The organism is Bordetella genomosp. 5 (assembly GCF_002261475.1).
Classification (GTDB): domain Bacteria; phylum Pseudomonadota; class Gammaproteobacteria; order Burkholderiales; family Burkholderiaceae_B; genus Bordetella.
The window spans coordinates 20,071-45,361 of record NZ_NEVN01000004.1; the positions used below are offsets into that span (position 1 = coordinate 20,071).

General features: G+C 66.5%; 17 protein-coding genes. 12 read left to right on the forward strand and 5 right to left on the reverse strand.

Translation table 11 applies throughout. The features are described 5' to 3' along the window. The first annotated feature begins 511 nt into the window (after positions 1-511). The 7 genes from rluB to typA all read left to right on the forward strand — a co-directional run bounded on the left by rluB (position 512) and on the right by typA (position 11,510). Positions 512-2,596 carry a 23S rRNA pseudouridine(2605) synthase RluB gene (gene rluB / locus CEK29_RS06655; RefSeq protein ID WP_141218331.1) on the forward strand — a complete coding sequence of 695 codons (2,085 nt, stop codon included), beginning with the start codon at positions 512-514 and terminating at the stop codon, positions 2,594-2,596. A gap of 709 nt (positions 2,597-3,305) precedes the next feature. Continuing rightward, complete coding sequence (gene rimP, locus CEK29_RS06660; protein WP_094800550.1) at positions 3,306-3,803, forward strand: ribosome maturation factor RimP; 498 nt, start codon at positions 3,306-3,308, stop codon at positions 3,801-3,803. Further along, positions 3,800-5,278 (forward strand): transcription termination factor NusA, encoded by a 1,479-nt coding sequence (gene nusA / locus CEK29_RS06665; protein ID WP_094800548.1) that lies wholly within the window; start codon positions 3,800-3,802, stop codon positions 5,276-5,278. Before rimP ends, nusA begins: the two co-directional genes overlap by 4 nt. A 76-nt stretch (positions 5,279-5,354) precedes the next feature. Then, a complete protein-coding gene (infB, locus tag CEK29_RS06670) occupies positions 5,355-8,462 on the forward strand; it encodes a translation initiation factor IF-2 (RefSeq protein ID WP_094857648.1) in 3,108 nt (1,035 codons plus the stop codon). A 30-nt stretch (positions 8,463-8,492) separates the two neighbouring features. Continuing rightward, positions 8,493-8,891, forward strand: a complete 399-nt coding sequence (gene rbfA, locus CEK29_RS06675; RefSeq protein WP_094800544.1) for a 30S ribosome-binding factor RbfA — start codon at positions 8,493-8,495, stop codon at positions 8,889-8,891. A 47-nt stretch (positions 8,892-8,938) separates the two neighbouring features. After that, positions 8,939-9,679, forward strand: a complete 741-nt coding sequence (gene truB / locus CEK29_RS06680) for a tRNA pseudouridine(55) synthase TruB (RefSeq protein WP_094857649.1) — start codon at positions 8,939-8,941, stop codon at positions 9,677-9,679. 10 nt (positions 9,680-9,689) lie between these two features. Continuing rightward, on the forward strand, positions 9,690-11,510 hold the full coding sequence (gene typA, locus CEK29_RS06685) for a translational GTPase TypA (RefSeq protein ID WP_094800540.1): 1,821 nt from the start codon (positions 9,690-9,692) through the stop codon (positions 11,508-11,510). An 86-nt stretch (positions 11,511-11,596) separates the two neighbouring features. Here typA and CEK29_RS06690 read toward each other — a convergent pair whose 3' ends face one another. Beyond that, on the reverse strand, positions 11,597-11,995 hold the full coding sequence (locus CEK29_RS06690; protein WP_094857650.1) for a tautomerase family protein: 399 nt from the start codon (positions 11,993-11,995) through the stop codon (positions 11,597-11,599). Between the two features lie 145 nt (positions 11,996-12,140). Here CEK29_RS06690 and CEK29_RS06695 point away from each other — a divergent pair, with 145 nt between their 5' ends. Then, complete coding sequence (locus CEK29_RS06695) at positions 12,141-13,097, forward strand: LysR family transcriptional regulator (RefSeq protein ID WP_094857651.1); 957 nt, start codon at positions 12,141-12,143, stop codon at positions 13,095-13,097. A gap of 16 nt (positions 13,098-13,113) precedes the next feature. Here the strand turns inward: CEK29_RS06695 and CEK29_RS06700 are convergent, their stop codons facing one another. Further along, positions 13,114-13,743 (reverse strand): TIGR00730 family Rossman fold protein, encoded by a 630-nt coding sequence (locus tag CEK29_RS06700; RefSeq protein WP_094800535.1) that lies wholly within the window; start codon positions 13,741-13,743, stop codon positions 13,114-13,116. Between the two features lie 52 nt (positions 13,744-13,795). Here CEK29_RS06700 and polA point away from each other — a divergent pair, with 52 nt between their 5' ends. The 3 genes from polA to CEK29_RS06715 all read left to right on the forward strand — a co-directional run bounded on the left by polA (position 13,796) and on the right by CEK29_RS06715 (position 18,338). After that, complete coding sequence (gene polA / locus CEK29_RS06705) at positions 13,796-16,516, forward strand: DNA polymerase I (protein ID WP_094857652.1); 2,721 nt, start codon at positions 13,796-13,798, stop codon at positions 16,514-16,516. A gap of 126 nt (positions 16,517-16,642) precedes the next feature. Beyond that, positions 16,643-17,488, forward strand: a complete 846-nt coding sequence (locus CEK29_RS06710) for a ZIP family metal transporter (protein WP_094800531.1) — start codon at positions 16,643-16,645, stop codon at positions 17,486-17,488. 58 nt (positions 17,489-17,546) lie between these two features. Beyond that, positions 17,547-18,338, forward strand: coding sequence for a dienelactone hydrolase family protein (locus CEK29_RS06715; RefSeq protein ID WP_094800529.1), 792 nt, complete (start codon positions 17,547-17,549; stop codon positions 18,336-18,338). 45 nt (positions 18,339-18,383) lie between these two features. Here the strand turns inward: CEK29_RS06715 and CEK29_RS06720 are convergent, their stop codons facing one another. Further along, complete coding sequence (locus CEK29_RS06720; protein ID WP_094800527.1) at positions 18,384-20,048, reverse strand: Na/Pi cotransporter family protein; 1,665 nt, start codon at positions 20,046-20,048, stop codon at positions 18,384-18,386. Positions 20,049-20,268: 220 nt separating this feature from the next. Here CEK29_RS06720 and CEK29_RS06725 point away from each other — a divergent pair, with 220 nt between their 5' ends. Beyond that, entirely contained in the window at positions 20,269-21,660 is a 1,392-nt protein-coding gene (locus tag CEK29_RS06725; protein WP_094800525.1) for an L-serine ammonia-lyase, read from the forward strand. A gap of 48 nt (positions 21,661-21,708) precedes the next feature. Here the strand turns inward: CEK29_RS06725 and CEK29_RS06730 are convergent, their stop codons facing one another. Together CEK29_RS06730 and glnE are read right to left on the reverse strand one after the other, a co-directional pair. Further along, complete coding sequence (locus tag CEK29_RS06730; protein ID WP_094800523.1) at positions 21,709-22,383, reverse strand: epoxyqueuosine reductase QueH; 675 nt, start codon at positions 22,381-22,383, stop codon at positions 21,709-21,711. 64 nt (positions 22,384-22,447) lie between these two features. After that, complete coding sequence (glnE, locus tag CEK29_RS06735; protein WP_094800521.1) at positions 22,448-25,258, reverse strand: bifunctional [glutamate--ammonia ligase]-adenylyl-L-tyrosine phosphorylase/[glutamate--ammonia-ligase] adenylyltransferase; 2,811 nt, start codon at positions 25,256-25,258, stop codon at positions 22,448-22,450. Positions 25,259-25,291 lie beyond the last annotated feature (33 nt).

Below are 25,291 nucleotides of genomic sequence, written 5' to 3' on the forward strand. Positions count from 1 at the left end.
CCGAGCAAAGTTCGGAGCAAAGTTCGGAGCAAACCCCCGAACAAGACCCCGATTCGCAAGATCAGGATCCGGCCGGGGTGGCGAGCGGGGCAGGGCGTGTCGCCGATGCGGCAGGGTTTGCCGCTGGCGATCCCGCAGGGCTTTCGGGCCGCGCCCGGATCGATGCTGTTCCCCCCGCGGCGCTTCCTTCCGAAGCTTCGCATGATGTCCAGGCGAGCGCCCCGCGCGCGCCTCTGGGCGTACCGTTGGCCGATGTGGTGCCCGAGGTGCCACAGCTCGACTCGGATCGTATCGATCCGCCGTCCGTGCCCGGCGAAACCACGCCCCCAGCGCCCGCGCCGGAATTCCAGCCGGGCCTGCAAGAACCCGAGATCGCGCCCCCCGCGCCCGAGGCTTTGCCCGGCGTGTCTGGCGCATCGAATCCGTCCAATGATGATGACGATGAGCTTGCCGACGGCAAGCCTTCCCAAGTTTGAAATCCGGAGCTGTCCCAGTGACAACCAATATCACGATGCAGGATGACAATACCCCGGGCCCGGGCAACGACGCCGCCGACGCTGGCGCAGAGCAGCCCGGCGCGAGCGCCGAGGGCGATGCGGGCAGCCGTGGCCGTGGCCGCAAGCTGCGCACGCCGTTCCGTCGCCGCCGGGGTGATGCCGAGCAGGCGCCGGGCGCGGAAGCCGCCGCGGGCGATGGCGAGTCCTCCGAGGCTGCCCCCGCGGTAGAGGGCGCCGCGCCTGACGAGCGTCCTGCGCGCGCGCCCCGTGGCGAACGCGCCCCGAAGGGCGAGCGAGCGCCTCGTGGTGAGCGTGCGCCCAAGGGTGAGCGCGCGCCGAAGGGTGAACGTGCCGCCAAGGGTGAACGTGCGCCGAAGGCCGAACGTGCCGCAAAAGGCGAGAAGAGCGAGCGTGCCCCTCGCGGCGAGCGCGCTCCGGGTGAGCGCGCCCCTCGCGGCGAGCGCGCCCCTCGCGGCGAGCGTCCGCCCGGGGCACGCTCGCCCCGCGGTGAGCGCGCGCCTCGTGGAGAGGGCGGCGATCAGTTCCCGGCCTACGCCGCGGACCCGGCCGCCGAGCGCGATGCCGACCAGGCTCTGTCTTATCTCGACAACGCCGAGCGCATCGAACAGCGTCTGGGCAAGTACCTCAACAGCGAAGCGGTCATGCCCAAGCTGCACAAGGTGCTGGCCGACGCCGGTATCGGGTCGCGGCGCGAAATGGAAGAGTTGATCGTGGCGGGCCGCGTGTCCGTCAATGGCGAGCCGGCCCACATCGGGCAGCGTGTCGCGGCCAACGATCAGGTGCGCGTCAATGGCAAGCCCGTGATGCGTCCGAATGCCAAGAAGCCGCCGCGCGTGATCCTGTATCACAAGCCGGCCGGCGAGATCGTCAGCCATGACGACCCGGGCGGCCGTGCCAGCGTGTTCGCGCGCCTGCCCAAGCTGCGCACCGGCAAATGGCTGTCGGTGGGCCGTCTGGACCTGAACACCGAAGGTCTGCTGATCTTCACGACCTCCGGTGACATGGCCAACCGCATCATGCATCCCCGTTACGGCACCGAGCGCGAGTACGCCGTGCGCGTGCTGGGTGAGATGGACGAGGCTCAGCGCAAGTCCCTCACCGAAGGCATCGAGCTCGATGACGGCACGGCGGCGTTCGGTTCGTTCGAATACATCGGTGGCGACGGCAGCAATCGCTGGTATCGCGTCACGCTGCAGGAAGGCCGCAACCGCGAAGTCCGCCGCATGTTCGAGGCGGTGGGTGTCACGGTGAGCCGCCTGATCCGCACGCGCTTCGGCGACATCGTGCTGCCGCGCAGCCTGCGCCGCGGTCGTTGGGAAGAGCTCGACGGCAAGCTGGTGAGCGCGCTGATGGTCCAGCTCGGTCTGTTGCGCGATGACGACGACGATTCCGAGGGCGGACGCCGCAAGTCGCGCCAGCCGCAGTCGCATGACAGCGCGCTGCCGCCGGGGTTCGGCACCATGGATCGCAATGGCATGAACGGTGCGCGTATCGGCCGTCGCGGCAAGTTGCAGGGCGGTCGCGCCGGTAGCGCGGGCCAGGCCGCGGCGTGTCCGTCGGATCCCTTCGGCACGGGTCTCATGATCACCGGCGGCTACGCCAACGGTCATCCGCTCGGTGGCGATGCCAATGGCAATCGCTCGGGCCGCGGTGGCAAGGGTGGCGCGGGCGGCAAGGCGGGCGGTGCTCGCGCCGAAGGCGGCAAGGGTCGCGGTGGCGCGCGCAAGGCGGCGCCGGGTGGCCGCGGCCAGCCGCGTGGCCCGGGTGTCGAGGGCGCTGACAAGCCCGCCGGCGGGCGTGGCAAGAAGCCGCGTGGCGCGGGCCCCGGTCAGGGTCAAGGCCAGGGCCAGGGTCAGGGTCAGGGTCGCAATCAGAAGGCGCAGGGTGCGGGTGGTAAGCCGCCGCGCGCCGCCAAATCGGCGAATGGAGGCAACAAGCCGGCAGCCTCCGGCAAGCCCCGCGGCCGCGGTGGTAATGGTGGTGGCGCCGGTCGTGGCGACGATTGGCAACCCAAGGGCGCTTCGGCGCACGAGTCCCGCCTGGGATTCATGGGTGGCCGGGGCCGCGGCGACCGCTGATCGATGCGGGTCCGTCGTGCCGCGGCGCGTCCGCGGCACGATGCCCGAGCTGCCAGAGATATGTCCCGATTACGCGTAAACCCGCGACGAATCAGGCAATTTCTTTCAATTTCTGGTAGAATCATTCGTTTTCGTGGCGCGCGTATCTTTTGCCTCGGCCGGTTTTTGGCGGGTGGCGATGGAGAACCGCGCCAGCGTTGCTGGTTTTTGCGTTCTGCCCCTCGGGTGTAGGTTGATGCAGGTGGCAGTACATGGCAGCTGCAGAAACTGCAGCAGCTGAGCAAAAACCGCGCAGAGACTGCGCTGCATGTGGCCAGTACGGACGAAGCACCCGCAGGTTTGCCTGCCACGGCGCTTTCGTGATCGCGCTGCGGGCCGTGTGCCGCGGTTGCCGGTATCGTGCGACGCGCGATCCGCGGGCTCGTTGAGCTGGCTGCGCAAGGCAGGCGCAACGAAAAAACAGACGTTATAGCGGCGGACGCCGTGCAGGGCCTGGCGGTATCGGGCTCCTTTCTGTCCGCCACTGCCGTGGTCACGAGCCTGCGAGCTCGCGGTAGCTGATACCGGTATTTCCACGGCGCAGGTCGCAACATTGGGTCTGTCTGGAGAGGGTTGTCGGGGCGATGTCCGTTTTTAAGGCGGGCGTTCTGGTGGCATCTCGGGCAGGCAATAGGGTGGGCTGGGCGTACAGCCCATTTTTTTTGAGCGTATGGCTGATTTATTCACACTGACCGAAGAAGCGCTGGCTGGCATGGACATCGAACTCGTCGATGTCGAACGTGCCGCCATGGGACTGCTGCGCGTGACGATCGACCGTGAAGGCGGTGCGCGCATCGAAGACTGCGAGCAGGTCTCGCGCCAGCTCTCGCGTGTGTATGAAGTCGAAAACATCGACTACAAGCGTCTCGAAGTCGGCTCGCCCGGCGTCGATCGGCCCTTGCGCACCGAAAAAGAATTCCGCCGTTTCGTGGGCGAGCGCGTAGAGATCAAGCTGCGCGACGCCATCGACGGACGCAAAGTATTCACCGGCATCCTGAGTCTGGCCGAGCCGGCGCCTTCCGCTGAAGGCGCGGCGCAGGACACGGCGATGTTCGGTCTCGAATTTGAGGCAAAGAAGAACGATATCCAGGTGTTGAGCTTCACGCTCGCTGACATCGAGCGCGCCAAGCTGGATCCCGTTCTGGATTTCAAGGGCAAAAAGCGATGAGTCGCGAAATTCTTCTGTTGGTCGATGCACTGGCGCGTGAGAAAAACGTCACGCGCGATGTCGTGTTCGGGGCGCTGGAAGGCGCGCTGGCTTCGGCCATGAAAAAGCGTTTCAAGGAAGATGCGGATATCCGCGTCTCGATCGATCGCGAGACGGGTAGCCACGAAGGCTTCCGCCGTTGGCTCGTGGTGCCTGACGAGGCCGGTCTGCAAGAGCCCGACAAGCAGGAAATGCTGTCGGACGCCAAGGAGATCGTGCCCGAAATCCAGGAAGGCGAGTACATCGAAGAGCCGCTCGAGCCGGTCGAATTCGGCCGTATCGGCGCACAGGCCGCCAAGCAGGCGATTCTGCAGAAGATCCGTGACGCCGAGCGCGAGCAGGTGCTCAACGACTTCCTCGACCGTGGCGAGACCATCATCTCGGGCACGATCAAGCGCATGGACAAGGGTGATTCCATCATCGAAACCGGCAAGATCGAAGCCCGTCTGCCGCGCTCGGAAATGATCCCCAAGGAAAACCTCCGCATCGGTGATCGCGTGCGCGCCTTCGTGCTGCGTGTCGACCATGCCGCCCGCGGCCAGCAGGTCATCCTGTCGCGCACGTCGCCCGAATTCATCCGCCAGCTCTTCGAAAACGAAGTGCCCGAGATCGAGCAGGGTCTGCTCGAGATCAAAGCCGCGGCCCGTGATCCTGGCGTGCGCGCCAAGATCGCCGTGATCGCCTACGACAAGCGTATCGACCCGATCGGTACCTGCGTCGGCATGCGCGGCTCGCGTGTCACCGCCGTGCGTAACGAGCTCGGCGGCGAACAAGTCGACATCGTGCTGTGGTCCGAAGATCCGGCCCAGTTCGTGATCGGCGCCCTCGCGCCTGCCAACGTCGAATCCATCGTGGTCGACGAAGACAAGCACGCCATGGACGTCGTGGTCGACGAAGAAAATCTGCCCAAGGCGATCGGCGCCAAGGGCCAGAACGTGCGTCTGGCCTCCGAGCTGACCGGCTGGCAGATCAACATCATGACGCCGGAAGAAAGCCTGAACCGCCAGGAAACCGAGCGTACCTCGCTGCGCGCCACCTTCATGCAGAAGCTGGACGTGGACGAAGAGGTCGCCGACATCCTGATCGATGAAGGTTTCACCGGTATCGAAGAAATCGCCTACGTGCCCATGCAGGAACTGCTGGAAATCGAGGCATTCGACGAAGACACCATCAACGAGCTGCGTGCCCGTGCCCGCAACGCGCTGCTGACCGAGGCGATCGCCCAGGAAGAGCGGCTCGAAACGGCGCAGGACCTCCTCGAACTCGAAGGCGTGACGCCCGAGCTGGCTGCCAAGCTGGCCGAGCGTCAAGTGCACACGCGTGATGATCTGGCCGAGCTCTCCACCGATGAGCTGGCCGAGATCGCCGGCCTGGACGAAAGCCAGGCAAGCGACCTGATCATGCGTGCACGCGCTCACTGGTTCGACGAGGAATGATCCGCCCCGCCTATCAGGCCGGCGATCCGCCGCGAGTTGAAGTTTGTAAATAGCTGCATATAGGGAAGAGAGCCTAATGTCGAGTAATACTGTCGCCCAGTTCGCCACCGAGCTGAAAATGCCTGCCAACACGCTGCTGGAGCAGCTGCGTGCGGCTGGTGTTGACCTCAAATCGGTCGACGATGCCGTGACCGACAGCGACAAGGCGAAATTGCTCGACTCGCTGCGCCGCGCGCATGGCGGTTCCGAAGGCAAGAAGATCACGCTCACGCGTCGTCAGACTTCGGAAATCCGCCAGGCCGATGCCACCGGTCGCTCGCGTACGATCCAGGTCGAAGTGCGCAAGAAGCGCGTCTTCGTCAAGCGTGATCCGGCCGAGCTCGCCGCCGAACAGGCCGCCGAGCAGGCCGAAGCCGCCGATGTCGCGGCTCAGGACGCCGCCGCCGCGCCCGCTGCGCAGACGCCGGCCGCCGAGGCGCCCGTCCAGGACGCCCCTGCCGACGTGAAGGCCGCCCCGGTCGCAGAAGCCGCCGCCGAGGCGCCCGCCGCCGCGGCCGAGCCGGCGCCCGAAGTGCAAGAAGCGCCCAAGGCCGAGCCGGCCGCCGAGGCGCCCGCCACCGAAACCGCGCCCGAGGCTGCGCCTGCGACGACCCCCGTGGCCGAAGCGCCCGCCGCGCCGGTCGTGCCCGCCGAAGCCACCCCGGCTCCGGCTTCCGCCCAACCCGCGGCCCAGGCTGAGCCTGAGTCCGAGTCCGAACCTCAACCCGAGGCTTCCAGCAAGCAGTCTTCGGCGCAGCCCGCCGAGCCCGAAGCCAAGAATGAACCTGCCGTCGAGCAACCGGCTGAAGCTGCTCGATCTGAACCTGTTGTGCAAGCTCAAACCGATCTGAACTCCAAAGCGCAGGCCGCCGCGCCCGCCAAGCCCCAATCCGACGCCGGCAAGCCTGCCGCCGCTCGTGCCGACGCACCCAAGTCCGCCGCGCGTCCCGACGCTCGCCGTGCCGCGCCCCCCGTGGCCGCCTCCGCCGGCGGTGCCGGCCGCGAGGACGCCCGTCGCGCCGCCGAAGCCGAAGCCGCCGCGCTGCGCGAAATGCTGAACCGTCCGCGCAAGGTGTTGCGCGCACCGGAACCCGAGCCCGCCGCGGGCGCGATCACCGGTACGCTGCACAAGCCTGCCGGCAAGCCCGCTGCTGCCCCCAAGAAGGACGGCGCCAAGCCGGCCGCTCCGGGCGCCAAGAAGGTCATCAAGACGGCCGAAGTGTCGTCCACCTGGTCCGACGACGCGTCGCGCAAGAAGCCCGCCGACAAGGCGCCCGCCGCGCCGTCGCGCGACGGCTGGCGCGCGGGTGGCAAGGGTGGTGGTGGCAAGGGCCGCAACAACCGTCATCAGCAGAACGACCGCCGCAACGAGCCGGCAGCCCAGGAATTCATCGCACGCGAAATCCACGTGCCCGAGACCATCAGTGTGGCCGACCTGGCCCACAAGATGTCCGTCAAGGCCGCCGAGGTGATCAAGCACCTGATGAAGCTGGGCCAGATGGTCACCATCAACCAGGTGCTCGACCAGGAAACCGCGATGATCGTGGTGGAAGAGCTCGGTCACGTGGCCATCGCCGCCAAGCTCGACGATCCGGAAGCCTTCCTCGACCTGGCGCCCGTGGCGTCGGATGCCGAAGAGCAACCGCGTGCCCCCGTCGTCACCGTCATGGGTCACGTCGACCACGGCAAGACCTCGCTGCTCGACTACATCCGTCGCGCCAAGGTCGCCGCGGGCGAAGCCGGCGGCATTACGCAGCACATCGGTGCGTACCACGTCGAAACCGGCCGTGGTGTGGTGACCTTCCTCGACACCCCGGGTCACGAGGCCTTCACGGCCATGCGTGCTCGCGGTGCCAAGGCTACCGACATCGTCATTCTGGTGGTCGCCGCCGACGACGGCGTGATGCCCCAGACGCGTGAAGCCATTCACCATGCCAAGGCCGCCGGCGTGCCGCTGGTCGTGGCCGTCAACAAGATCGACAAGCCCGATGCCAACCCCGAGCGCGTGAAGCAGGAGTTGGTCGCCGAAGAAGTCGTGCCCGAAGAATACGGTGGCGACGTGCCGTTCGTGTCCGTGTCCGCCAAGACCGGCGCCGGCATCGACGACCTCCTCGAAAACGTGCTGCTGCAAGCCGAAATTCTCGAGCTCAAGGCACCGATCGAGGCACCCGCCAAGGGTCTGGTCATCGAAGCCCGTCTCGACAAGGGTCGCGGCCCGGTGGCCACGATTCTGGTGCAGAGCGGCACGCTCAAGCGCGGCGACGTCGTGCTGGCCGGCGCAAGCTTCGGCCGCGTGCGCGCCATGCTCGACGAAAACGGCAAGCAGATCCAGGCCGCCGGTCCGTCGATTCCCTGCGAAATTCAGGGTCTCACCGACGTGCCCGCCGCTGGCGACGAACTGATCGTGCTGTCCGACGAACGCAAGGCCCGCGAAATCGCGCTGTTCCGTCAAGGCAAGTTCCGCGACGTCAAGCTGGCTCGCCAGCAGGCCGCGAAGCTCGAATCCATGTTCGACAACATGGGCGAAGGCACCCAGACGCTGCCCCTCATCGTCAAGACCGACGTGCAGGGTTCGCAGGAAGCACTGGTGGCCTCGCTCACCAAGCTGTCGACCGACGAAGTGCGCGTCCAGGTGGTGCATGCCGCCGTGGGTGGCATCTCCGAAAGCGACGTCAACCTTGCGATCGCCTCCAATGCCGTCGTGATCGGCTTCAACGTGCGCGCCGAACAAAGCGCCAAGAAGCTGGCCGAGAACAACGGCATCGACCTGCGCTACTACAACATCATCTACGACGCCGTGGATGAGGTTAAGGCAGCCATGTCGGGCATGCTGGCGCCCGAGAAGCGCGAAGAGATCATCGGCCTGGTCGAAGTGCGCGAGGTCTACACGATTTCGCGTATCGGTACCGTCGCCGGTTGTATGGTTCTCGACGGCTACGTGCGTCGCGATTCGCAGGTCCGCCTGCTGCGCAACAACGTGGTCCAGTGGACCGGCCAGCTCGATTCGCTGCGCCGCTTCAAGGACGACGTCAAGGAAGTCAAGTCGGGCTTCGATTGCGGTCTGACCCTGCGCGGCAACAACGATCTCCAGATGGGCGACCAGCTGGAAGTCTTTGAAATCAAGGAAATTGCGCGTACGCTGTAAGGCATACGTGCGATTCAAGTCGTTTTCTACATGAGCCGTCACAAGTCCAAAGCCATCCCCGGCCGCAATCTGCGGCTGGCCGACCAGATCCAGAAGGATCTGGCCGGGATCATCCAGCGCGAGATCGATATGTCCCGCGCCGGACTGATCACGCTGTCGGGTGTGGAGCTTTCGGCCGACTACGCACACGCGAAGGTGTTCTTCACGGTCCTGGGCGCCGAGCCCGAGACCGCTGCCGCCTTGCTGAACGAGAAGGCCGGCTGGCTGCACTCGCAGCTCTACAAGCTGCTGCACATCCACACTGTTCCCACGCTGCGGTTCTTCCATGATCCGCAAATCACGCGCGGCATCGAAATGTCGATGCTGATCGACCGCGCCAATCGCGGGCCGCACTCTGGCGTGCCCGACGAGCCCGAAGACGAGTCCTGATCGGGCTGTCGTCTCTGTTTTTTTCGTTTTACTTCCGGATCTAGACGATGGCCAAACGACGCGGGCTCGCGCTCGACGGTGTGCTGCTGCTCGATAAACCCGTGGGTTTGTCGAGCAATCACGCTTTGCAGCGTGCGCGGCGCACCCTCGACGCCGCCAAGGCCGGTCACACCGGCACGCTGGACCCGTTCGCAACGGGTCTGCTGCTGTGCTGTATGGGCCGCGCCACCAAGATTTCGGGCGCGATGCTCGATGCCGACAAGGCGTACCGCGCCGTCATTCAGTTCGGTGAAGAAACCGACAGCGGCGACCTGACCGGCAACGTCGTGGCGCGCGCCGACGCCGGCTTCGCGGGCGTGACGCGCGAGCAGGTGCTCGACGTGCTGTCACGTTTCCAGGGCAGCATCGAGCAGATTCCGCCCATGTATTCCGCGCTCAAGCGCGACGGCAAGCCGCTCTATGAGTATGCGCGCGCCGGTATCGAACTGGAGCGCCCGCCCCGGCGGGTGACCATCCACCGCATCGAGCTGCTGTCCTGTGATGGCATGCAGGCAGAGATCGATGTGGCATGCAGTAAAGGGACATACATCCGCACGCTGGCCCAGGACATCGGGCGCGCGCTGGGATGCTATGGCCACCTGGCGGCGCTGCGGCGTACTCAGGTCGGGCCGTTTTCGCTCGACCGCGCCGTGACGTTAGACGCCTTGCAGGCGATGCCCGATCCCAAGACGGCGCTGCTTGCCCTGAATGAATTGCCGGCGGGCTTGCTGCCCGTCACTCGAACTTAAAGGACCTGCTATGACCCGCGCCTTGCGCAATGTCGCCATCATCGCCCACGTGGACCACGGCAAGACCACGCTGGTTGACCAACTTCTGCGCCAATCTGGTACGTTCCGCGAGAACCAGGCCGTGGCCGAGCGGGTCATGGACTCGAACGATCTCGAAAAAGAACGCGGGATCACCATTCTGGCCAAGAACTGCGCGGTCGAGTACGAAGGCACGCACATCAACATCGTCGACACCCCGGGACACGCGGACTTCGGCGGTGAGGTGGAGCGCGTGCTGTCGATGGTCGACGGCGTGCTGCTGCTGGTCGACGCGGTCGAAGGCCCGATGCCGCAGACCATCTTCGTGACCCGCAAGGCGCTGGCCCTCGGCCTGAAGCCCATCGTCGTGGTCAACAAGATCGATCGTCCGGGCGCCCGTCCCGACTTCGTGATCAACGCGACCTTCGAACTGTTCGACAAGCTCGGCGCGACCGAAGAGCAGCTCGACTTCCCGGTGGTGTACGCCTCGGGCCTGTCGGGTTATGCCGGCCTGACCGCCGACATCCGCGAAGGCGACATGCGTCCGCTGTTCGAAGCTATTCTGCAGCACGTGCCGCAGCGTGAAGACGATCCCAATGGTCCGCTGCAAATGCAGATCATCTCGCTCGATTACAACAGCTACGTCGGCAAGATCGGCGTGGGCCGCATCAACCGTGGCCGTATGCGCCCCGGCATGGACGTGGCTTTCCGCTTCGGTCCCGAAGCCGCCGCTCAGCGCGGCCGCATCAACCAGGTGCTGAAGTTCAGCGGCCTGGAGCGCGTGGTGGTCGACGAAGCCGAAGCCGGCGACATCGTGCTGATCAACGGTATCGAAGACCTGAACATCGGCACCACCGTGACCGATCCGGCCACGCCCGAAGCGCTGCCCGTGCTGCGCATCGACGAGCCCACCCTGACCATGAACTTCATGGTCAACACCTCGCCCCTGGCCGGCCGCGAAGGCAAGTTCGTGACCAGCCGCCAGCTGCGCGACCGTCTCGACCGCGAACTGAAGTCCAACGTGGCGCTGCGTGTGCGCGACACCGGTGACGACACCGTGTTCGAAGTGTCGGGCCGTGGCGAACTGCACCTGACCATTCTGCTCGAAACGATGCGCCGCGAAGGCTATGAACTCGCCGTGTCGCGTCCGCGCGTGGTGTTCAAGGAAGTCGACGGCGTGAAGTGCGAGCCGGTCGAAGCCCTGACGGTCGACGTCGAAGACGGTCACCAGGGTGGCGTCATGGAAGAGCTGGGCCGCCGCAAGGGCGACCTGCAGGACATGCAGCCGGACGGCCGTGGCCGCACCCGCCTCGAATACCTGATCCCGGCCCGTGGCCTGATCGGTTTCCAGAACGAATTCCTGACGCTGACCCGCGGTACCGGCCTGATGAGCCACACGTTCCACGAATACGCGCCGCTCAAGGAAGGTTCGATCGGCGAGCGTCGTAACGGCGTGCTGATCAGCCAGGACAACGGCGACGCCGTTGCCTACGCGCTCTGGAAGCTGCAGGATCGTGGCCGCATGTTCGTGAGCCCGGGCGAGCCGCTGTACGAAGGCATGATCATCGGCATCCACAGCCGCGACAACGACCTGGTCGTGAACCCGATCAAGGGCAAGCAGCTGACCAACGTGCGCGCCTCGGGCACCGACGAAGCCGTGCGCCTGGTGCCGCCGATCCAGCTGACGCTGGAGTACGCGGTCGAGTTCATCGACGACGACGAACTGGTCGAAATCACGCCCAAGTCGATCCGTCTGCGCAAGCGTCACCTGCAAGAGCACGAGCGTCGCCGCGCGTCGCGCGAAGGCGCATAAGCGCCAGGGCAGGGGCGCCGGGATCTCCGGCGCCGCCACCGACAAAGGGTGCATCGGCAACGATGCGCCCTTTGTCATTTGTGGCGTCAGGTGGGCCGGTGCTGATGCCGGTATTCCTGCGTGCGGCCGCCGTAGCCGTAGGCCGCCGCGCGGGCGTCGATGACGTGCACGTACGAAACCTCGTGCAGCGGCTCGAGAATCGCAGCGAACGCGGTATGCACTTCCTTCAGATAGGCCGCCTTCTCGGCCTTGGTGTTGGTCTCGTCGGTCACGCTGATGTCCAGATGGAAGGCGTTGCGGGCGAGATCGGCCAGGCTGCGGCCGCCGACGTACCAGGCCGCCGCGGGGACGTGCAGCAGGGTGATGGCGATCACATCCCGTTCTTTGCCCAGCACCCGCTGCGTCAGGTCCATGGTGGCTTGCACGACGCGTTCGTCGCGGGCAGCGTCGGGTGCGCCGGATAGGTGGATCACGATGTGAGGCATGGTGGTTCTCCAAGAGGGGCGGCGGTGCGGTCGCATCCGCCATGACATCAGTCTAGGGAGGCCTTTGGCATCGGCATAGCGGGAATTTATGATCGAATCGATCGGTTTTAGCGATGGATAAATCCATCTCCCCCGGAAGCCCGCCATGTCACAACTCGATCTCGACCAGCTCCGTACCTTCGCCGCCGTGGCCGACGCCGGCAGCCTGACCGCGGCGGCGCCCCGGGTCTTCCTGTCGCAGTCGTCCGTCAGCGAGCAGATCCGCAAGCTCGAGGAGCGCGCCGGCCAGGTTCTGTTGCGGCGGGGCAAAACCGGCGTGGTGCTGACGCCGGCCGGCGTGCGCCTGCTGGACTACGCCCGCCGCATCCTCGCGCTGGCCGAGCAGGCGCAGCGCGAGATGCGCGGGCTGGCCCTCGAGGGCGACCTGCGTCTGGGGATCACCGACTACTTCCGGCCCAACGAGATCAGCCCGCTGCTGGCCCGCCTGAAGCTGACCTATCCGGGCCTGCGGCTGCGTGTGGAGATCGCCAAGAGCGACTTGGTGCGCGCCGCCTACGCCCGCGGCGAGCTCGACGTGGCGGTGGCCATGCGGGTGACCGAGGCCGGCGCGTCGGACGCGGCCGCCGATCCGGCCTGGGTGCTGCGCCGGGAGCCGCTGGTATGGTTGGCCGGTGAGGGTGTGGATCTCGGCGTGGCGGGCGATCCCGAGGTCTTTGCGGCTGGCGGCGGTACGTCGGGCCCCGATACATCGGGCGCCGGGGCGTCGGATGTCGATATGTCAGCCGCGTCCTTGCCGCTGTTGTGCCTCACGGAGTCGTGCTCACTGCGCCAATACACCGAGGGTGTACTGCGGCGGGCTGGCGTGGCCTACGGGGTAGCCCACGTCACGACCGGGGTGGCGGGCCTGCAGATGGCGCTGGCGGCCGGCCTGGGCGTGGCGTGCCTGAATCGGGGGGCCATGAGCGACGGCATCGTGCCGTGGCGCGGGGCCGGCGCGTTGCCTGCGCTGGGGATGGCGGTATTCGAGGCGCTGCCGCCGCGCGCCGGTGAGGACGCGCGGGCAGGGCAGGTGCGCGACGCGGTGGTCGCGCACTTTCGTTGAGGCGGCTGGCGCGGCCTCAGGCCGGCAGCGACGGGGCGTAGGCCTCGTCCGGCACCTTGACCTTGTCGAAAAACTCCGCGACGCGGCGCACGACTTTCTCGGGATCGTCTTCGATGATGAAGAGATTGAGATCGTGCGCGCCGATCATGCCGTTGCCGAGCAGCTGTTCGCCGAGCCAGTCGACCAGACCGCCCCAGAATTCGCTGCCGACGAGAATGATCGGCGCGGGCGGCACCTTGCCGGTCTGGATCAGCGTGAGCGCCTCGAACAGCTCGTCCATGGTGCCGAAGCCGCCCGGCATCGACACGTAGGCCGCGCTGTGCATGAAGAAGGTGGCCTTGCGCGAGTAGAAGTAGTCGAACTGCAGACTGATGGTCTGAAATTCGTTGTTGTGCGCCTCGTGCGGCAGGTTGATGTTCAAGCCGATGCTCGTGCCGCCGGCTTCGAAAGCGCCTTTATTGGCGGCTTCCATGATGCCGGGGCCGCCGCCGGCGATGACCGCGAAGCCTTCGCGCGCCAGCCCGGCTGCGATGGCCACGGTGGTTTCATAATGCGGGGAATCGCGGCTGATCCGCGCGCTTCCGAACACACTTACAGCCGGACCGATATGCGCCAGCTTTTCGGCCGCGGTCTTTATCTCTGACATAATCACCGGTATTTGCATGCCGGCGGGCGTCTCTTTTTCTGCCTTATTAACCATGAAAAAAACCTTGTTGCTGGTGGACGGTTCGAGCTATTTGTATCGAGCCTTTCACGCCATGCCCGATCTGCGCAATGCCCAGGGCGAACCGACCGGGGCACTGTATGGTGTCGTGAACATGCTCAAGAAGCTTGTTCAGGATCATAAGGCACAGTATGCCGCATGCATCTTCGATGCGCGTGGCAAGACGTTTCGCGACGACCTCTACCCTGAGTACAAGTCGCATCGTCCGCCGATGCCTCCCGACCTCTCAGCACAGATCGAGCCCATCCACGAAACCATCCGCGCGCTGGGCTGGCCCCTGCTCGCCATCGAGGGCGTGGAGGCCGACGACATCATCGGCACGCTCGCGCGCCAGGCCGCGGCTCAGGGCATCCACACCATCGTGTCCACCGGTGACAAGGACATGGCGCAGTTGGTCGATCCCCATATTACGCTGGTCAACACGATGAGCGGCGAGACCCTCGATCCGCCCGGCGTGCAGACCAAATTCGGCGTGCCGCCCGAGCGCATCGTCGACTATCTGATGCTGGTGGGCGACGCGGTCGACAACGTGCCGGGCGTGACCAAGGTCGGCCCCAAGACCGCGGTCAAATGGCTGGGCGAATACGGCTCGATCGAAAATCTGGTCGAGCATGCGGCCGACATCAAGGGCGTGGCGGGCAACAACCTGCGCGAAGCCATTCCCAATTTCCCGCTCACGCGTCAGCTCCTCACGATCAAGTGCGACTGTGACCTCACCGGCCACATCGCGGGTATGGACGACCTCACGCCCAAGGCGCAGGACAACGACACGCTGGCCCGCATGTACGACCGCTACGGCTTCCGCACCTGGTTGCGCGAGCTCAGCGGCGAGCCGGAGCGCGTGCCGACCGGCGACGCGCGCGCCGTCGAGGCGGCCCATGTCGCCCCCGTCGAAACCGATTACCGCATCATCACCGAGTGGTCCGATCTCGAAGACTGGATGGCGCGCGTCGACGCCGCCGAGCTGGTCGCGCTCGACACCGAGACCACCTCGCTCGACGAAATGCAGGCACGCCTGGTGGGCGTCTCGATGGCGGTCGCGCCCGGCGTCGCCTGCTACATCCCGCTCGCGCATCGCGGCCCCGACACCGGCCCGCAATTGCCCAAGCACGACGTGATCGAACGCCTGCGCGGCTGGCTCGAAGCCGCGGATCGCCCCAAGCTGCTGCATCACGCCAAGTACGACACGCATGTGTTCGCCAACGAGGGCGTGGCGCTGCGCGGCGTGGCCGAAGACACGATGCTGCAGGCTTATGTGCTGGAGTCGCATCGCGGCGTCGGGCTCAACGATCTGGCGCAGCGCTTCCTGGGCCGCAGCGGCGTGAGCTACGAAGACCTCTGTGGCAAGGGTGCCAAGCAGATCGGCTTCGACGAGGTCGCGATCGACAAGGCGGGCTTCTATGCCGCCGAAGACGCCGACTTCACGTTGCAGCTGCATCAGGCGCTGCGTCCGCGCGTGAGCGCCGATGCGGGCCTAGAGCGCACCTATCTGCTCGAAATGCAGGTCTCGCGCGTGCTCAACGTGATCGAGCGCAACGGCGTGCTGGTCGACGCCGCCGAGCTCGGCCGCCAGAGCAATGTGCTGGGCCGCGAGATGCTTTCGCTCGAGCAGCGCGCCTACGAGCTGGCGGGCCAGCCGTTCAACCTCAACTCGCCCAAGCAATTGGGTGAGATCCTGTTCGGCCGCATGGGCCTGCCGGTGGTGCGCAAGACCGCGAGCGGCGCGCCGTCCACCGACGAAGAAGTGTTGTCCAAACTGGCTCAGGATTACCCGTTGCCGCAGGTGCTGCTCGAGTACCGGGGTCTGTCCAAGCTCAAGTCCACCTACACCGACAAACTACCGCGCATGATCAACCCGGCCACGGGCAGGGTGCACACGCATTACTCGCAGGCCGCGGTGATCACGGGCCGGCTGGCGTCGTCCGATCCCAACCTGCAAAACATCCCGGTGCGTACCGAGGCGGGCCGCCGCGTGCGCGAGGCCTTCATCGCGTCCGAAGGGCGCGTCTTGCTGTCGGCCGACTATTCCCAGATCGAGCTGCGCATCATGGCGCACGTCTCCGATGACGCGAACCTGCAGCGCGCCTTCGCCGCGGGCGAAGACATCCACCGCGCCACGGCCGCCGAGGTGTTCGGCGTGGCCCTCGACGAGGTGACGAGCGATCAGCGCCGCGCCGCCAAGGCCATCAACTTCGGCCTCATCTATGGCATGGGCGTGTTCGGTCTGGCCTCCAACCTCGGCATCACGCGCGACGCCGCCCAGCAGTACATCGACCGCTACTTCACGCGCTATCCCGGCGTGGCACGCTACATGGACGTCACGCGTCATCAGGCGCGCGATCAGGGCTACGTCGAGACGGTCTTTGGCCGACGCCTGCAGTTGCCCGACATCCGCGCCGCGTCGGGCCCGCGCCGGCAGGGCGCCGAGCGCGCCGCCATCAACGCGCCGATGCAGGGCACGGCGGCCGACCTGATCAAGCTGGCCATGGTGGCCGCCCAGGATTGGCTGGATGCCGAAGGGCTCGAGAGCCGCATCATCATGCAGGTGCACGACGAACTCGTGCTCGAGGTGCCGGAGTCCGAGCTCGAGCGGGTGCGCGAACGCCTGCCGCGTTTGATGAGCGATGTGGCCGAGCTGCGCGTGCCGCTGATTGCCGAAGTCGGCATGGGCCACAACTGGGAACAGGCGCACTGAGGCGCCTGTGCAGGGAGCGCGTCCGCGCGTTCCCTGCCGCGCTGCCCGGCTGGCCGAGGCCGATTTCCTCCCGCGCGGCTGCAACGATATAATGTTGCGCTTTCGCCCCCCACCGATTTTCTCCCCATGTTGCTACTCTGGATCGTCCTGGCCACGATTGCTGGCGGTCTGATCGCCATCTCGGTCGCGAGCTGGCTCGCCTATCGCGTCTTTGCCCGTTATCTCCATCACATGGTCAGCCTGTCGGTGGGCGTCCTGCTGTCGGTCGCGCTGCTGCATCTGCTGCCCGAGGCGTTCGAGTCGGCGCAAGCCGATGTGCACACGCTCTTCGGCCTGATGCTTGCCAGTCTAATCGGCTTTTTCGTGCTCGAGAAGATCGCGCTGCTGCGCCATAGCCATCACCACGAAGGCGATGGGCACCACCACCACAAGGGTCACGATCGCCACGAGGCGGGGCGGGGCGGCGTGCTGATCCTGATCGGCAGTTCGCTGCACAACCTGTGCGACGGTGTTCTGGTCGCCGCGGCGTTCCTCACGGATCCGGTGCTGGGCCTGCTGACGGCGGCCTCGATCATCGTGCACGAAGTGCCTCACAAGCTGGGCGACTTCGTGGTGCTGATCAACGCGGGCCTGCAGCGCAAGCGCGCGTTCGGGTTGATCCTCTTCACCAGCCTGTGCACGGCCATCGGCGGCGGTGTAGGATATTTCGTGTTGCAGGAAGCGCAGAACCTCGTTCCGTACGTGCTGGTGATCGCCGCCAGCAGCTTCCTGTATATCTCGGTAGCCGACCTGATGCCGCAAATGCACGAGCGGGTGACGTTGGCCGATGCGGTGCCACAGCTGCTGCTGGTGGGCATCGGTGTCGTCATCATTTATGGCGTCACCTCGTTCATGCATCACGGCCACGACCACGGCCACGATCACGCCCACGACCACGGTCCTGCGCGTATCGAGGCACCGCACACGCATTGATCTCGCGGTCGCGCGGGCTGGCTGCCGGGACCTCTTCCATCCCGTCAGGAGTCCGCCCATGAATTTTGCCGCCGCCGCCGGCCAGCCCGCCGACACCACCATTCACACCGACGCCGCCGGCCTCGTGCACGGCGACTTCGCCCTGCCGGTGGCCGATGGCACGCAGAACGCCTATTACGCCGCGCCCGCGGGCAAGGACAAGCTGCCGGTCATCCTGGTGGTCCAGGAGATCTTCGGCGTCCATGAGCACATCAAGGACCTCTGCCGCCGGCTCGCGCATGCCGGCTATCTGGCGATCGCCAGCGAGCTCTATCAGCGCCAGGGCGACGCTTCGGCCTACGACGACATTCCCAAGCTGATTTCCGAGCTCGTGGCCAAAGTGCCCGACGAGCAGGTCTACGCGGACCTCGACGCCTGCGTGGCCTGGGCCGGCAAGAACGGCGGCGACACGAGCCGCCTGGGCATCACTGGCTTTTGCTGGGGCGGGCGCATCACCTGGATGTACAGCGCCCACAATCCCAAGGTGCGGGCCGGCGTGGCCTGGTACGGCAAGCTGGCGGAAGGCCACGGCCCGCTGATCAAGCAGGTGCCCCTCGACATCGCGGGTCAGCTGCATGGCCCGGTGCTGGGGCTGTATGGCGCGCAGGATCACAGCATTCCGCTCGCCGACATCGACACCATGAAGCAACGGCTGCAGTCGGGTAACGACGCCAGCAAGGCGTCGAGCTTCGTGGTGTATCCCGAGTCCGGTCACGCGTTCCTGGCCGATTACCGGCCGAGCTACCGCGCCGAAGACGCGCGCGACGGCTGGGCCCGCATGCTGACGTGGTTCCAGCGTCACCTGGGCTGATCGCCCGACAAGGCGGCCCGGATCCGGGCCGCCTTTGCTTTGGTATCAGTTGCCCGCGTCGCGCAGACGGCTGGGCAGCAGTTCGCCGTGGCGCGCCAGCAGCGGGTAGGCCGAGGCGCCGATGAGATGAGAGTTGATGCCCTTCATGTCGCGCAGGATGTCGAGATAGAGGGCGCCCACATCGGCCGACTCGACCTTGCCCGACTTGATCTGCGCGAGATGCGTGTCGGCGGCTTCGGCCTCGAGCGCGCGAAAGCGTGATTTCTCGCCCGCGAGCGCGCGGGCCTGGCGCACGTCGTCGTTCACGAACAGTGCCGCCGCCTGACGCTGATTGGCGATGAGGGCGGCGAGCGTTTCGTCGATCCGGTCGCGCTGCTCCGGCGTGAGCGCCAATCCCTGCTTGCGCAGCTTGCCCACGTGGCCCAGCAGCCCGTGATACGCGATGTCGGCGGCGTGCCCGATGTTGCTGGCGAAGGCGATGATGCTGTCCACGCGCTGGCGATCTTCCTGCGTCATGTTTTCGTGGTCCAGCGTCGCCACGTAGGTCGTGATGGCGTTTTCGAGCTTGTCGACGGCCGTGTCGATCTGACGCGCCTGCACCATGCGGTGGCGGTTGTCGCGCTTGAAGCCGGCGCGCGCGTAGAGCAGCAGGGTCTGCAGCATGTCGGTCAGGCGCAGCGATTCGCGCGCCGCGTTGCCCAGTGCCACGGCAGGAACGTCATGCGCCCATTCGTCGAGGTATTGCGGCCGGGACGGGTCGTTGGGATCGGCCCGCTTGGGCAGCCAACGGGTGAGAAAGGCCGCATACGGCGTGAGGAGCGGCAGGAACACCAGCGCGATCACGATGTTGAAGAGCGTGTGGAAGTTGGCGACCGCGCGCGCGGAATCGCCGCTCGCCATGCCGGAGAGCCAGGGCTCGATCCATGGCAGCAGGATCACGCCCACCAGCACGCCCGCGACGCGGGTGAGCAGGTTGCCCAGCGGCAGGCGGCGAGCGGCCGGATCATCGCCCGTCACGCCTTCGAGCATCGGATTCACCGCGGTGCCCAGGTTGGCGCCCAGCACCAGCGCGAACGCCACGTGCGGTTCGACGATGCCGTGACTCACCAGCGACATGATGAGCACGACGACGGCGACGCTGGAATGGGCAGCCCAGGTGAGGGCGGCCGCGATCAGCACCGCCGCCACCGGCTGGCTGCCGAGGGCGCCCAGGATCACCGCCAGCAGCGGCGCGCTTTCGAAGGGGGCGAAGAGCTCCACCAGCAGATGCAGGGCCATCAACAGCAGACCCAGGCCGATGAAGACCCGCCCGAGGTCGCGCGAGCGGCCGGGCTGCGAACGGCGGAACATCCATACGCCGATCAGGATCAGGATGGGCGCGGCGGCCGTGAGATCGAACGACAGCAGCTGCACGATCAGCGTGGTGCCGACGTTGGCGCCCAGCATGGCGGCGAGCGCGGGGACCAGGCTCACCACGCCACCGGCCGCAAAGCCGGTGATCATCAGGCCCGTCGCGGTGCTGCTCTGCAACACCGCCGTGATGCCCAGACCGGCCAGAAAGGCGCGCAGCCGCGTGCCGAGCGCCTTGCCCAACGCTGCGCTCAGCGCCGCGCCGAACGCGCGCTGCACACCCGTCTGCACCATATGCACGCCCCACAGCAGCAGGGCGACGTATCCCGCGAAATCCAATAACGGCAACAGTCCCGACATGACACTCCTCAGGCCTGACTTTCCGCCGGGTGCCGACCCGGCGGAAATATGACATGAATTAATTTTGTAATGATCGCATGCGGCGGCGCGCAATGGACACGTTTAGGTGGTGCTTTCGATTCGTGTCCGCCCCCATTCTGCGCCCAACCTTGCGCGGGTGGTATGCCCGCGTATCATGGGCGCGAATCATGTTCCCCGTTTGACACCAGCAGGAGTGGCCGTGGCGGTATCCGTATTCGATCTCTTCAAGATAGGCATTGGGCCGTCCAGCTCGCATACCGTCGGACCCATGCGCGCCGCGCTGCTGTTCGCGCAGGGCCTGGAGCGCGATGGCCTGTTGCCTCGTGTCGCCCACGTGCGCGCCGAACTCTACGGCTCGCTCGGCGCGACGGGCAAGGGACACGGAACCGACAAAGGGGTGATGCTCGGCCTGATGGGCGAGGCGCCCGACACCGTGGACCCGGTGGCGGTGGCGGGCATGCTGCAGGCCGTGCGCGCCAGCCGCGTGATGCCGGTGCTCGGTCATCATCGCGTGCCGTTCATCGAGAAGGAACACCTGCTGTTCTATCGCCGCGAAGCCATGGCCGAACATCCCAACGGCATGAAGTTCCACGCGTTCGATGCCGAGGGCAATTCGTTGCGCGAGGCTCGCTATCTGTCGGTGGGCGGCGGCTTCGTCGTGACCGCCGGCGCGGCGAATGCCCAGGTCATCGCGGCCCACGATCAACTGCCGTTTCCGTTCCGCACCGGGCGTGAGCTGCTGCACATGTGCCGTACCAGCGGCCTGTCGGTCGCCGGCCTCATGATGCGCAACGAACTGACCTGGCGCGCCCAGGACGAGATCGAGGCGGGCCTCGACCGGATCTGGGAGGTCATGCAGGCCTGTGTCTCGCGCGGCTGTGGCATCGATTACCCCGAGGCCGACGGCGATCTGCCGGGGCCGCTCAAGGTGCGCCGGCGTGCCGCCGAGCTCTACCGCAGCCTCACGCAGCGCGCCGAGCGCGCGCTGGCGGATCCCTTGTCGGCGCTCGACTGGGTCAATCTGTATGCCATGGCGGTCAACGAAGAAAACGCCGCCGGCGGCCGGGTCGTGACGGCGCCCACCAACGGCGCGGCCGGCATCATTCCCGCCGTCATGCACTACTACGATCGTTTCGTGCCAGGTGCGTCGCAAGCGGGCATCCGCGAATTCCTGCTGACAGCCGCCGCCATCGGCCTGCTCTACAAATACAACGCGTCGCTGTCGGGCGCCGAAGTCGGCTGCCAGGGCGAGGTGGGCGTGGCCTGTTCGATGGCGGCCGGGGCATTGGCCGCGGTGCTCGGCGGAACGGTCGAGCAGGTCGAGAACGCGGCCGAGATCGGCATGGAGCACAACCTCGGCCTGACCTGCGACCCGGTCGGCGGTCTGGTGCAGATCCCCTGTATCGAGCGCAACGCCATGGCATCGGTCAAGGCCGTCAACGCCGCCCGCATGGCGCTGCGCGGCGACGGCAAGCATTATGTGTCGCTGGATTCGGTGATCAAGACCATGCGCGAAACCGGCGCCGACATGAAGACCAAGTACAAGGAAACCGCCCGCGGCGGTCTGGCCGTGAACATCGTGGAATGCTGAAATGAAGCGGGGGGCGCATGGCACCCCCCGCTGATGGCTCTGCGTGGATCAGAGCTGTTCTTCGTTGATCAGGTCTTCCTTGCCGTAGAACTTCACGCCGATGTGGATGCGTTCGCGGCCCTGCGAACGGCGATGGCGGTTGGTGTCGCGCAGCGAATAGACGCAGCCGCAATACTCTTGCTGATAGAAGTTTTCGCGCTTGCTGATCTCGATCATGCGCGCCGATCCGCCGCCCTTGCGCCAGTTGTAGGTCCAGTAGATCAGGTCGTCGTAGCGACCGGCCGCGCGCTCGCCGCAGCCGTTGATCTGGTTCATGTCTTTCCAGCGCGAGATGCCGAGCGAACTGGTGATGGTATCGAAGCCATGTTCGTGGGCGTAGAGCGCGGTGCGCTCGAAGCGCATGTCGAAGCACACCGTGCAGCGCTCGCCGCGCTCGGGCGAATCCTCGAGACCCTTGACCCGATCGAACCAGTTGTCCATGTCGTAGTCGGCATCGATGAATTCGATGCCGTGCTGCTCGGCGAACCGGATGTTTTCCTGCTTGCGGATCTCGTACTCTTTGACCGGATGAATGTTCGGGTTGTAGAAGTAGATCGCGTAGTCGATGCCCGAGGCGGTCATGGCTTCCATGACCTCGCCGGAGCAGGGGGCGCAGCACGAGTGCATCAGCACCTTGCTGCGGCCCTTGGGCAGTTCGAGTTTGGGGCGCACGAGTTCGGACATGGCAAAAAGCGGGCTTTCAGGCGGAAAACCGTTATTTTACGACGACTTGCAGCAGCGCTGCCACTCAGGCGGACGGCGCCCCCAGTACCGCGTCCCAGAGCTGGGTCACGGCCTGCCGTTCTTCGGTGAGCTGATCCGCCGGCACCCGCGCCTTGTCGATGCCCTTGAGACGCAGCTTGTGCTGGGCGCGCCGCAGCGTGCGATAGGCATCGCCGGCGGCGCGCGCGGCCGCGGGATCGATCAGCCCGGCTTCGCCCGCCAGGCGCAGCAGGGTGATGTTGCCCAGGTTGTTGACCAGCACGCGATGTTCGCCCGCGTGGCACAGCACCAGATACTGCGTGACGAATTCCACATCGACCATGCCGCCACGATCGTGCTTGAGATCGAACAGTCCGCTGGTATTGGGATGACCGGCATTGATCTTTTCGCGCATGCTCAACACCTCTTCGCGCAGCTTCGCGGCATCCCGCGGCGTGACCAGGATGTCGGCCCGGATGCGCTCGAAGGCGGCGCCCACGGTGGTGTCACCGGCCGCGTAGCGGGCGCGCGTGAGCGCCTGGTGTTCCCATGGCCAGGCATGCTTGCGCTGATACTGCTCGAAGGCTTCGAGCGACACGGCCAGCAGGCCGGCGTCGCCGTCGGGGCGCAGGCGCAGGTCGATCTCGTAGAGCCGGCCCGACGAGGTCATGGTCGAGAGCCATGAGGTCATCCGGCGGCCGAGTTTGGCGTAGAGCTCCGGCGCGTCTTCGCGCGGGTCGTCGAACACGAACACCAGATCCAGATCCGAGGCGTAGCCCAGTTCTTTGCCGCCCAGTTTGCCGTAGGCGATCACGGCGAAGCGCGGCTCGGCGCCCGCCTGACGATTGACCAGCGGCCAGACGCGTCGGATGGTTTCGGCCAGCAGCAGATCGGCCAGCGCCGACAGCTGGTCCGCGAGCTTCTCGACCGTGAGCTCGCCCTCCAGGTCCTGGGCCAGCAACTGAAAGCTGGCCTGACGCTGGACGTCGCGCATGAGGTTCATCTGCTGTTCGATGTCGGGCTCGCCGCCGGGCAGCACGCAGGCATCGAGATCGGCGGACAGGCTGCGCGCGATCTGCGCGAAGTCCAGCGCCTGGAACAGCGTGCGCCAGTCGATCAGGCTGTCGAGCAGCAGGGGATGCTGAGTGAGGTATTGAGCGGCCCACGGGCTCGCGGCCACCATGCGCGCCACGCGCGCCAGGGTGTCGGGATACTCGGCCAGCAGCGCGAGATAGGCGCTGCGCTGGGCGATCGCTTCGATCAGGTCGAGCAGGCGCGTCGCGGCATCCATGGGCGCGGGCGTCTGTTGCGCGGCGGCCAGCGCCGCGGGCAGCAGCGCCTCGAGCCGGCGCCGGCTGCTCTCCGGCAGACTGCGGATGCGGTGGCTGCCGAGCAGCGATTCGGTACGGCGCACGAGATCGGGCGCCTGCTCGCCAAAGGCCGCCTGGATCTGGCTCGCGAGCCGGTCTTCGGCATCGCCGTCGGTGTCACCGGCTGCCTGGGCGTTGCCCTGGGCGCCGGTATCCTGGGCGGGCGCGCGTTCCTGCTGTTCCTCTTCGCCCATGCCGGCCAGCCGGAACGCATTGCGGAAGGTCTGCGAGACGAACTGCCGGTGCGCGGCGAGCGTCTGCTCGAATTCTTCGGGGCTCAGGCCCAGCGCCTGGGCCAGCGCGGCGCGCTGCGCGGGGTCGCCCGGCAGCAGGTGGGTCTGTTCGTCTTCGCGATACTGCAGCATGTGCTCGGTGCGGCGCAGGAAGCGATAGGCCGCCTCGAGCCGCTCGGCGTCTTCCGCGCCGAGCAGGCCGGCCTGGCGTTCGGCATGCAGCGCTTCGAGCAATCCACGGCGCTGCAGCGCGGGCATGCGGCCGCCCCGGATCAGTTGCGACAGCTGCACCACGAACTCGATTTCGCGGATGCCGCCGTCGCCCAGCTTGATGTTGTTGGCGCTGTCCACGCCATTGCGCGACAGCGCGCGGCGCTGCCAGTCCTGGCGGATGCGTTCGCGCAGCGAGCGCAGCGCGGCCAGCGCGTCGAAATCGAAGTACTTGCGGTACACGAACGGCACGCGCAGGCTCTCGAGCACGCGCTCCTGCGGCGCGCTATCGCTGCCCGCGAAGGCCTGCGCCGGGATCAGGCGCGCCTTGAGCCACGCATAGCGCTCCCACTCGCGGCCCTGGCCGATCAGGTAGTGTTCGAACGCATCCAGGCTCCAGGCCAGCGGGCCCGCGTCGCCGTCGGGGCGCAGCCGCAGGTCGGTGCGGAACACCTGGCCCTCGGCATCGACCTCGGAGATCACCGGCATCATGCGGCGCGTCAGTCGGCCATAGAACTCATGATTGCTGATGCGGCGGGGGCCATCGGTCTCGCCCTCGTCGCCATACAGCATGACCAGGTCGATATCGGACGAGACGTTGAGCTCGCAACCGCCCAGCTTTCCCATGCCGACGATCAGCATCTCCTGCGGTTCGCCGCCGCTCTGTTCGCGCGGCAGGCCATGGGTGGCGGCGAGTTCTGCGGCGACGCTGCGGTACGCCGTGGCCACGGCCGTATCGGCCAGTGCCGTCATCGCGCCCACGACTTCTTCGAGATCCGCCAGCCCGGCCACGTCACGCACGATCAGGGCCAGAAACACGCGCTCGCGCAGGCGCCGCAACACGACACGGCACTGCTCCACGCTCAGGGTGTCGGGCGCGTCCGGTCCGGCGAGTTCGGCCTGCCACGATGCCAGCACATTGGGCGTGACGGCGTGCGGTGCGGCCGAGGTCAGCCAGGCGGCCAGATCGGGATGCGCGTCGAGGCGGCGGCGCAGATGCCCGGACCAGGCGAGGGCAGGAGCCAGCAGATCGGATCGAGTCATGATGTATTTCGCTACAAAAGAGGCGGGCGAGCC